The following is a 9896-nucleotide window of genomic DNA, read 5'->3' on the forward strand; positions in this document are numbered from 1 at the left end:
GAATCTGCTCAGGTTAAGCTGCTAATTTGAATGCCTCGTTTGGCGTGCGCATGGCAAGTGCCTGGTGCGGACGCTTGTGGTTGTAGAACTGTATCCAGTCGCCGATCGTGCGGCTTGCATGCGCCAAACTTTCAAAGCGATGACGATGGACACATTGCTCTTTGAGGGAACGGATCAGGCGTTCCATCATCCCGTTCTGCTGCGGGCAATGCGGAGTGATGAACTCCTGCTTCAGGCCGTAACTGCGTACAAGCTTGGTGTAAGCCCGAGACGTGAAGACCAGTCCATTGTCGCTGCGAAGAACGAATGGCTCATCGACTTTGCCCAAAGTTCCGAAGCGAGCGATCAGCGCGTGTTCAAGCGCTGACACCGCCGTCGTGGCCTTGCCGGATCGCGATAGGTGCCAGCCCAAAAGCTCGCGCGTGTGGCAATCCATGACAAGCGCCAGGGTCGCCCAACCGTCCTTTCCAGCCCAGACACGGCACAGGTCGGTGGACCATCTTTCATTGGGCCGTTCCGCAACGGATGGCAAAGCTTCAACGCGTGGCCGGGCCCCAATGGATCGTTTCCGAACCTGCCAGCCCTTTATCTGGAAGATCCGCTGCACGGTGTTTTTGTTGAACCCAAGAAGCCAAGCGACGGTGCGATATCCGAAAGATGGCTCTTCTTCGATCAGCGCTTTGATCGGCGCGACGAATTTGTCGTCCAGCTTTGGCGCCGCTTTTGTCGGTTTGTAATAGACCGTGCGGCGCGGGACATCGAACCACGCGCAAAGTTTGGTCACCGGCACAACAATTCCATCGTCGAGAAGGCCTTGCTGCACGCTGCGGATCATTTGTCGTCCTCCGCGTCCAGCAAGGCCTGGAGCTTTTTTCTGGCGCGGAGCTCCAACATGGCTTCGCCATAAGCTGGAAACCTCTATTTACCTCGCCAGATTGGCGTTTTCCTGATTCACTGTTTATGTGGGAACGGGCGAGGTCGGGATGGCGAGACAACCTGGGTTCTTTGATATCGACGAGCAACTGAGGCGGTTGAGTGATCTGGGCGATCAGCTCGAGGCTTATGCTGGGGCGGTGGATTTCGAGATCTTCCGGTCAGACCTGGAGAAAGCGCTGAAATACTCGGACGGCGCCAGGGGTGGCCGCCCGCCTTTCGATCCTGTCTTGATGATGAAGATCCTGGTGATCCAGGCCCAGAACAACCTCTCCGACGACCGCGCCGAGTTCCTGATTTCCGATCGCCTGTCCTTCATGCGGTTTCTCGGGCTCGGTCTGCACGACAGGGTGCCCGATGCCAAGACGATCTGGGCCTTCCGGGAACGGCTGACCAAAGCCGGGGCGATCACGGATCTCTTCAAGCGTTTCGACGAGGCCCTGCGCGACGCCGGCTACATCGCGATGTCGGGCCAACTTGTGGACAGCACGCTGGTCGCGGCGCCCAAGCAGCGCAATACCGATGACGAGAAGCGACAGATCAGGGACGGCAGGACCGCAGACCAGATCTGGCCGGAAAACCCTTCGAAGGCACGCCAGAAGGACACCTCGGCGCGGTGGACAGTCCAGTTCGGCAAGGCGCGGGTCCGGGAGGACGGCAAGCCGATGGCGGATATCGCGATCCCTTCCTTCGGCTACAAGGCTCATACGAGCATCGACAGAAAGTATCGCCTGATCCGGCGCTGGGAGGTCACCGATGCGGCGGCACATGACGGCAGGATGCTGCGCCGGGGGCTGCTCGATCCGTCGAATACCGCCTCTGGCGTCTGGGCCGACAGTGCCTACCGGTCCCGCAAGAACGAGGCCTTCATGGAGCGCCACGGTTTCACCAGCCATGTTCATCGCCGCAAACCGAAGGGAAAGCCGATGCCTGCGCATATCCGCCGCGGCAACGCCACCCGCTCGAAGCATCGCGCGCCCATCGAGCACGTCTTCGCTGTTCAGAAACAGGCCATGAGCCTGACGATCCGAACCATCGGCATTGCAAGGGCCAAGGCGAAGATCGGCATCGCCAACATCGTCTACAACATCCGAAGGCTCGCTCAGATCCAGAAGGCCGAGGGCGCGTGAGCCATGGGACGCCAGCAATTATGAGTGACCCGGGATAGACCCGATGGGTTGCCACTCAACCTGCGCCAACCCCATTATCTCTCCATGCCGCGCGGGTTGATAGAGGTTCCCACCTGGAACGAACCGCAGCTGCCGCGTGAGCCGCAGGATCATAGAAGAAGACCTTCGGCCGCTCAAAATCCGCCTGTCATCGAGGAACATCCAGCCATGACGCTGGCTCGCAGAGGCAAATTGCCGAGTTCTTCAGGGTGTCCAACCGTTTCCGAGGCGGCATGAACGGCCTGATGAGCGCCCACTCCCTGTCGGAAAGGTCGCTTGCGTAACGACGGCATTCCCGCCGATACTCACGGCGAGCGGCTTCAGTCCAAGGCATTGTCGGCTCCGTTTAGTCTGCAAACCGCACGGAATCACAACCGACTGAAGACGCTCGACTCTTTTTCGGTCAGGCTCTCAAAGATAAGCGAGAAGATTTTTATGTTCACCTTCATTCAACGACTTTAGGAGTAAGAAGTGATTGCGAGCATCGCGAGCAGATAGTGGTCCAAGCCGTTGTGCAAATTCGACGGTGGCATCCGAAAAGTTCCTTTCTAATGCTACAGTATGTGCGGAAGGGCCAAAAAGATCACTCTCCATGCAACAAAGTCGCGTTCCGACGACCGGAACACCCGCAGCAAGAGCCTCAAGATTCACCAATGGTTGGCTCTCATTCTTATATCTTGAAGGGAATAGGAAAAGATCTATTTCCGAAAAGAAATTTACTTTTTTCTCCCCCGATACCGGCCCCACCCATTTGAAAGACGTGCCAAATTCTTTTTCTGCTTCTATAAGATGTGCTTTCTCCTTAGCCCCGGTTGCGGGTCCCGCTATAAGAAGTCGATCTGCAAGACCTTCTGCCTTTAGACTTCGAAATGTGTCCAATACTTCCCCAAGTCCTTTCTCCATGGACAGGTTGCTCAGGTGCCCGACTACTCGACCTAAGGGAATTTCGGAGCAGGAAAGTGGAATTTCGAGAAGAGCTTTATCAACAAGGCTTACATTAGAATAGTTGATACACTGTACTGGGCGGTCTGCCGATGCCTTCAGAAGTTCTGACATTATACTACAGAGACAGATATGAACTGTATTATTGCTGGTGCATGTAAGAAGCCAGCGCAATCCATGCGAGTTCCTGCGCAACTGGGACCGGGTATGGTGATGAAGCGCGATTGGCAGTCCCCGCAAACGGGCGGCGAAACAGAGCAGGCCTGTGAGATAGATGCCAAAATTAGCATTCACCGAGATGTATATTCTACACTCAGGTGGTGCTATTAACAGCACAATGATGGCACGGACATGGCGCAATATCCGCTGCACCATTGTGCCGTTCGTATCTACTCGATATATCTTTCGACCATCAGATAGGAGAGTGTGCCAGAGTTGCTCGGTCGCTATGGCCTGTCCGTGTGTAGGCTCCGGGAATGGGCCGATGAAGATAAGTTGCTGTTTCATCGGCATACGATTCCTGAGAAATCCGAAGGCTTGTGAAAAAGATACCATCGGCATGTGCTGTCCCCGTTTAAGATGTCTACAAACTAACTAACTGTATTGGGAGTTATGAGTAAATTGCTGTCAATTAATAGTTTTAGGGTATTGATATTTCGAGCCTTTTCTGTGGCTATAATTGCCAGAATTGTGCAAGTATGCATGGCGGTTATATTGGCAAGGACCCTTGATCCCGTTGGATATGGTCTTTTTACCTTTGCATTGGGTGTCGCGGTAATATGCGGCACAATAGGTGGGCTTGGTTGGCCAACTACAATTGTTCGGTTTTTTCCATATTACTACGATCGACATGAGAAATTACGACTCAAGGCCCTTATGCTTGTGGCGCTTGGCGTGTCACTTACTGGACCAGCGATTCTTAGCGTCGGACTTGTAACTGCCACCCAGTTGATCGAAATGCCAGAAGATATCCGCCAAGGCCTACTGATTGCAGCAATTATGGCGGTCCCCATTGGTCTTCGTCAATTTACACGGCAGAAGCTTGCCGCTTGTGGTCGGTCTCCACTTGGCCTCTTCCTTGACGAGTTTCTCAGTCCTGCAGGTGTGGTTATCTTTGGGGTATGGCTAAGTTCCGCAAGTCAAGCAGCAGTGGTTTATAGTCTCTTCGGGATAGCGGGATTTGCTGTTGGTGAATTAATTTCTCGCCGTGCCCTAATTGATTTAAAAGATAATGGTGGTCCTCCTGTTTCCAAGAATAACTTAAAAGAATGGCTATGGGTTTCTTTGCCGCTTACTGTAGGTTTGATGTCAAGGGCTTTGATGAACCGTGTAGACTCGGTGATGCTTGCGCCGCTGTCAAACTTGGAGGAAGTCGGATATTATGCAGCAGCATTCCGTATAACCTATTTAATTACTTTTCCGCAAGTTGTCGTTTCATTGGTGCTCTCTCCAAAGTTCTCAAAAGCTTTTTCTGCAAAATTATATAATGATCTAATATCAACACTGAGGTTTGGACTAATTATTTCTTTATTAAGTGTTTCTATTTTTTGTTTGCTAATATTATTATTTGGATCCCAAATAATAAGCTTCGTATTTGGAGAGCAGTTTAGTCCATCATATTATCCATTAATTATTCTAACTATATCTCAATCAATAAGTGCAGTGATAATTCCTATGAACGCGTTTCTCACAGTATCTGGTGATCATAATCTGTTTGGTTTGATTACGTTAATTGGAATAGTTGTGACTGTGTTGCTTAATCTATGGCTAATACCTCTTTACGGGGCTGTAGGCGCGGCAATCAGTGCTATGATAGTAGGAGTTATATTGCTGTTCCTATCCGTGATCTCAGTCCGCAATCGCATGAAATTTTGTAAGCGAAATTGGAAATCTGATAATGTCCAATCCAAATAACTTCTTTCAAAACGCAGTAATGCGATCCGTTATGCTTAACCTTTTTACGGTGGCAACCCGTAGTATGTTTTGGCGCAAGGGACCTCGCGTGTTTGTCAACTCTATTCCAAAGGCAGGTACACATTTATTGACAAGTATTCTTGAAGAGGTTCCAGGAATTATGCTCTCGCGAGCTCATATCGATGTAAACGATGTTGCCGGATCTAATTGGCAGGCTCATTCTCCTATGAGTCAGTTCGAACTGGATGTTTCAAAACTTGTGCGGTTCCTTAGAACAATTCGCGGTGGGCAAGTAGCAAGTGGACATTTGCCTTGGGTTCCAGAAATTATTGAAACCTTGAACGAACTCAACTTTGTCACAATTTTCATGTCGCGAAACTGTGACGATATCTTGAACTCTCGCTATCATTATATTTCGGGATTACGGCGTCATCATTTACACTCGCGCCTTATGGAGGATTACAGCAATGAGGCTGCTCGGCGGCAGGCGCTTGTTGATGGCATTCCTTGGCGCCAAGATAAACCTGGGACAGAGCCCGCTGCCGTGTATTTTGCAGCTTATGAGCGTTGGGAGACCAATTCTGGCGCCCTCCAGGTCCGATTTGAAGATCTCGTCGGAGCTCATGGTGGTGGAAGCGACATTCGACGCAAAGAGGCACTTGCGCAGATACTAAATGCGATTGGAGTGCCGCACGACGCGGTAGCCGTCGAGCGGCTGCATCAAATGTCTCTAAATAAAAAATCGTTTACATTGCGTTCGGGCCGTATTGGTGAAGGTGCTACGCAAAGGGGAGCTTCCCATGTCGAGTAACGTATATTCTGTCGCTCCATCTCCGCTGCGAAGTTTACGGGTAGCCAAACGGTGGCTTCGTAGCTCCATAAGTTCAAATGAATCACTATACATTCCGTTCGCACGGTTGACTAAAAAAGAATGGGTTACGGGCCCGCATACTGATTTGGTTGTAGAGGGATTTCCTCGGTCTGGGAACTCTTTCGCCGAGGCGGCTATCCGCTCCGCCGCCGAGCGAGAACTAAATATCGCTCACCATTGCCATGCCGCCGCACAAGTCTTAAGGGGAGCGCGCCTCGGAAAGCCCAGCTTGGTGCTGCTGCGAGAGCCTCTTGGCGCATGTCGATCTCTCGTCATGCATCATCCGGATCTTATCTCTCCCGCGACGGCATTGCGCGAATATGAAATATTTCATTCGGCAATAATAGAAATCCGAAGCAATTATTTGCTCGTGCGTTTCGAAACAGTTACCCAAGATTTCAGTTCTGTTATACGTGCGTTGAATGAGCGCTGGAATCTTGGGCTGCGCGAAATTAAACGAGACGAGCTCTCAGGAGATGCATTTAAGCTGGTTGACCGCCTGTCCATGGAGCGCGGAACCGTAGGAAGAGATGGCGAACCGTATAGCCCAAATAGAAGTCCCGAAGATAAGGCCAAGCGCGAACAGACTCAGGAAAAAGTTTCCAAACTCTTCGACGCACCTCATTTGGCGCGAGCCGTGGAAAGAGCGAAGGCTTCTTACGCAAAATTAGCGGAGACCGCTGATTTATGAGTAATAAATATAGAAAGGGTCGGAAAAATACTAAGCGTACCAAGATGAAAAGAGATCAAGGATGTCCGAGTATTCGCGTAGAAATGAAATGTAAAATGATTCTGGGCATCGTGCGAAATTCCCGAACTATGCAGAGTGCATAAGTTAAAACAGTGTTTTGCGAAAAAATATGACCGTGTTTTCGTTGTTGCTCACATCAGTAAATTTTTTTAGTGTTTTTATCATGATATGGTGTGGGTGTCGAAAAAAATTTGGATACTTAAAAAGCAGCTCCTTTAATCCCGTTATATTATTTGGAATATTTACATCGATAAATACGTTACTATACTTTTTACACTTTGGCAGCGAGGTTGTATCACATCCAAGGATAACTTTTCGCGCAAGCATGCACGACTGGAGGATGTCTTACTCCATATTCACCGCATTTACATTCTTTTTTGCACTTGGAGTTCTTTTAGGAACAGAAACGTCCCGAGTGAGTCCTCGCAAATTGACTATTGTAGAAATTAATCAGAAAAAATCAGTAATTATAAAAACCTCTTTCTTCTTACTTTGCTTTTTGACCTTGTTTATTTTATTTTTTGGGTTTGGGATTCGTACTTTCTCCGATCTTCAAAGAATTACGAGCGATCGATTCAATCTTCTCAGAGAGCTAACAATCTTTCTGTATTTATCTACACTGGTAAGAATATCATTCTTTATTTATGCTATATCTTGCAGAAGCATGGGAATATTATTCTGGTTGGCATTCTGTCTTACTTTATTCATAATGATAACAACAGGCGCAAGGGTAAATACATTGACCCTAATTCTGATTCTTGGGTTGATAGCCGCCAGTAGGGGTATAAAAGTTCACTGGCTTTGGGCCGTGGCTGTTCTTCCATTAGGGGGTGCAGTATCTATCTCTATGCGTTACTATTTTCGTGCATTTACAAATTCAACATCGATAATGGATTTAGTTGAAAGCAACGGTGGCTGGATTAGTATTTTTATAAATCCGTTTGAGTTGCATTACTTTCAGACAATTACATCCATAGTTTCCTTAGATATTAAATCTTCTATTTCAAGATACCCGTTTGAAGAATTATTGGGATTGGCCACACTCCCTATTCCGCGTAGCGTTTTTTCTCTTAAGCCCGTTTCAGCAAGTATCGAATACTCTGAACTAATAGCTCCTGAGATTTGGGCGCAGTTCAAGACACAAGCCACGATTGGTCTTTATGGTGTTACCTATATCGAAATGGGTACTATTCTGGGATCAGTTTTTCTAATTTTATTTGGGTTCGTTTTTTCCCGACTCGTGGCACGATTCTCGCAGTTTCAGTCATTGATGGGGGGAGCCATTCTTTGTTGTTTATTGGTGGGGGTATTGATACTAAATCGAACAGGGATTATTCAAATGGGGCAGTTCCTTTGGCCAGCAATTGTCCTTGTGGGATTTGTAGAACTTGCATGGCCCTTGATGCCGAAGTTACCATTGAAACGCGGCGCCCACCGGCCAAGTGATTTTGAGACTTCCGGTTACTGGCGCGGGCCGCTGTGATCTGGGAACCTCTGTATTGACCCAGCGGAATCTGCTCAGATTAAGCCGCTAATTTGAATGCCTCGTTTGGCGTGCGCATGGCAAGTGCCTGGTGCGGACGCTTGTGGTTGTAGAACTGTATCCAGTCGCCGATCGTGCGGCTTGCATGCGCCAAACTTTCAAAGCGATGACGATGGACACATTGCTCTTTGAGGGAACGGATCAGGCGTTCCATCATCCCGTTCTGCTGCGGGCAATGCGGAGTGATGAACTCCTGCTTCAGGCCGTAACTGCGTACAAGCTTGGTGTAAGCCCGAGACGTGAAGACCAGTCCATTGTCGCTGCGAAGAACGAATGGCTCATCGACTTTGCCCAAAGTTCCGAAGCGAGCGATCAGCGCGTGTTCAAGCGCTGACACCGCCGTCGTGGCCTTGCCGGATCGCGATAGGTGCCAGCCCAAAAGCTGGGAACCTCTATTTACCTCGCCAGATTGGCGTTTTCCTGATTCACTGTTTCTGTGGGAACGGGCGAGGTCGGGATGGCGAGACAACCTGGGTTCTTTGACATCGATGAGCGACTGAAGCGGTTGAGCGATCTTGGCGATCAACTCGAGACCTATACCGCGGCGGTGGATTTCGAGATCTTCCGGTCAGACCTGGAGAAAGCGCTGAAATACTCGGACGGCGCCAGGGGTGGCCGCCCGCCTTTCGATCCTGTCTTGATGATGAAGATCCTGGTGATCCAGGCCCAGAACAACCTCTCCGACGACCGCGCCGAGTTCCTGATTTCCGATCGCCTGTCCTTCATGCGGTTTCTCGGGCTCGGTCTGCACGACAGGGTGCCCGATGCCAAGACGATCTGGGCCTTCCGGGAACGGCTGACCAAAGCCGGGGCGATCACGGATCTCTTCAAGCGTTTCGACGAGGCCCTGCGCGACGCCGGCTACATCGCGATGTCGGGCCAACTCGTGGACAGCACGCTGGTCGCCGCGCCCAAGCAGCGCAATACCGATGACGAGAAGCGCCAGGTCAGGGACGGCAGGACCGCCGCCCAGATCTGGCCGGAAACTCCTTCGAAAGCGTGCCAGAAGGACACCTCGGCGCGGTGGACGGTCCAGTTCGGCAAGGCCCGGCTCCGGGAGGACGGCAAGCCGATGTCGGACATCGCGATCCCTACCTTCGGCTACAAGGCTCATACGAGCATCGACAGGAAGTATCGCCTGATCCGGCGCTGGGAGGTCACCGATGCGGCGGCACATGACGGCCGGATGCTGCGCCGGGGACTGCTCGATCCGTCGAACACCGCCTCTGGCGTCTGGGCCGACAGTGCCTACCGGTCCCGCAAGAACGAGGCCTTCATGGAGCGCCACGGTTTCACCAGCCATGTTCATCGCCGCAAACCGAAGGGAAAGCCGATGCCTGCGCATATCCGCCGCGGCAACGCCACCCGCTCGAAGCATCGCGCGCCCATCGAGCACGTCTTCGCTGTTCAGAAACAGGCCATGAGCCTGACGATCCGAACCATCGGCATTGCAAGGGCCAAGGCGAAGATCGGCATCGCCAACATCGTCTACAACATCCGAAGGCTCGCTCAGATCCAGAAGGCCGAGGGCGCGTGAGCCATGGGACGCCAGCAATTATGAGTGACCCGGGATAGACCCGATGGGTTGCCACTCAACCTGCGCCAACCCCATTATCTCTCCATGCCGCGCGGGTTGATAGAGGTTCCCATCTTTCATTGGGCCGTTCCGCAACGGATGGCAAAGCTTCAACGCGTGGCCGGGCCCCAATGGATCGTTTCCGAACCTGCCAGCCCTTTATCTGGAAGATCCGCTGCACGGTGTTTTTGTTGAAC

Annotated in this window: 9 protein-coding genes and 1 pseudogene; 6 read left to right on the forward strand and 4 right to left on the reverse strand. The window is 51.1% G+C overall.

Annotated elements, in window-relative coordinates:
* Positions 1-13: 13 nt before the first annotated feature.
* Positions 14-835, reverse strand: coding sequence for an IS3 family transposase (locus tag ACP15W_RS18770; protein ID WP_424934475.1), 822 nt, complete (start codon positions 833-835; stop codon positions 14-16).
* Positions 836-983: 148 nt separating this feature from the next.
* On the opposite strand from ACP15W_RS18770, the gene ACP15W_RS18775 reads away from it, so the two are divergent.
* Entirely contained in the window at positions 984-2063 is a 1080-nt protein-coding gene (locus tag ACP15W_RS18775) for an IS5 family transposase (RefSeq protein WP_424934476.1), read from the forward strand.
* Between the two features lie 253 nt (positions 2064-2316).
* Here ACP15W_RS18775 and ACP15W_RS18780 read toward each other — a convergent pair.
* Both ACP15W_RS18780 and ACP15W_RS18785 read right to left on the reverse strand, forming a co-directional pair.
* Positions 2317-2436, reverse strand: a pseudogene (locus ACP15W_RS18780) (IS5/IS1182 family transposase); the annotation flags it as partial.
* Between the two features lie 77 nt (positions 2437-2513).
* Positions 2514-3551, reverse strand: a complete 1038-nt coding sequence (locus ACP15W_RS18785) for a glycosyltransferase family 4 protein (protein ID WP_424934477.1) — start codon at positions 3549-3551, stop codon at positions 2514-2516.
* A 105-nt stretch (positions 3552-3656) separates the two neighbouring features.
* Here ACP15W_RS18785 and ACP15W_RS18790 point away from each other — a divergent pair, with 105 nt between their 5' ends.
* From ACP15W_RS18790 to ACP15W_RS18805, 4 genes are all read left to right on the forward strand, one after another.
* A complete protein-coding gene (locus tag ACP15W_RS18790) occupies positions 3657-4958 on the forward strand; it encodes an oligosaccharide flippase family protein (protein WP_424934478.1) in 1302 nt (433 codons plus the stop codon).
* Positions 4942-5769, forward strand: coding sequence for a hypothetical protein (locus ACP15W_RS18795; protein WP_424934479.1), 828 nt, complete (start codon positions 4942-4944; stop codon positions 5767-5769). The genes ACP15W_RS18790 and ACP15W_RS18795 overlap by 17 nt, the downstream gene beginning before the upstream one ends.
* Before the next feature lie 334 nt (positions 5770-6103).
* The gene (locus tag ACP15W_RS18800; protein WP_424934480.1) at positions 6104-6520 is read left to right on the forward strand and encodes a hypothetical protein; all 417 of its coding nucleotides are present in this window, start codon (positions 6104-6106) and stop codon (positions 6518-6520) included.
* Positions 6521-6920: 400 nt separating this feature from the next.
* Complete coding sequence (locus tag ACP15W_RS18805; RefSeq protein ID WP_424934481.1) at positions 6921-8063, forward strand: hypothetical protein; 1143 nt, start codon at positions 6921-6923, stop codon at positions 8061-8063.
* A gap of 40 nt (positions 8064-8103) precedes the next feature.
* Here ACP15W_RS18805 and ACP15W_RS18810 read toward each other — a convergent pair whose 3' ends face one another.
* Complete coding sequence (locus ACP15W_RS18810; protein ID WP_424934482.1) at positions 8104-8460, reverse strand: transposase; 357 nt, start codon at positions 8458-8460, stop codon at positions 8104-8106.
* 120 nt (positions 8461-8580) lie between these two features.
* Between ACP15W_RS18810 and ACP15W_RS18815 the strand changes: the two genes are divergently transcribed.
* Complete coding sequence (locus tag ACP15W_RS18815; protein ID WP_424934483.1) at positions 8581-9660, forward strand: IS5 family transposase; 1080 nt, start codon at positions 8581-8583, stop codon at positions 9658-9660.
* Positions 9661-9896 lie beyond the last annotated feature (236 nt).

It is taken from the genome of Amaricoccus macauensis (assembly GCF_049800915.1).
In the GTDB taxonomy this organism is placed as follows: Bacteria; Pseudomonadota; Alphaproteobacteria; order Rhodobacterales; family Rhodobacteraceae; genus Amaricoccus; species Amaricoccus macauensis_A.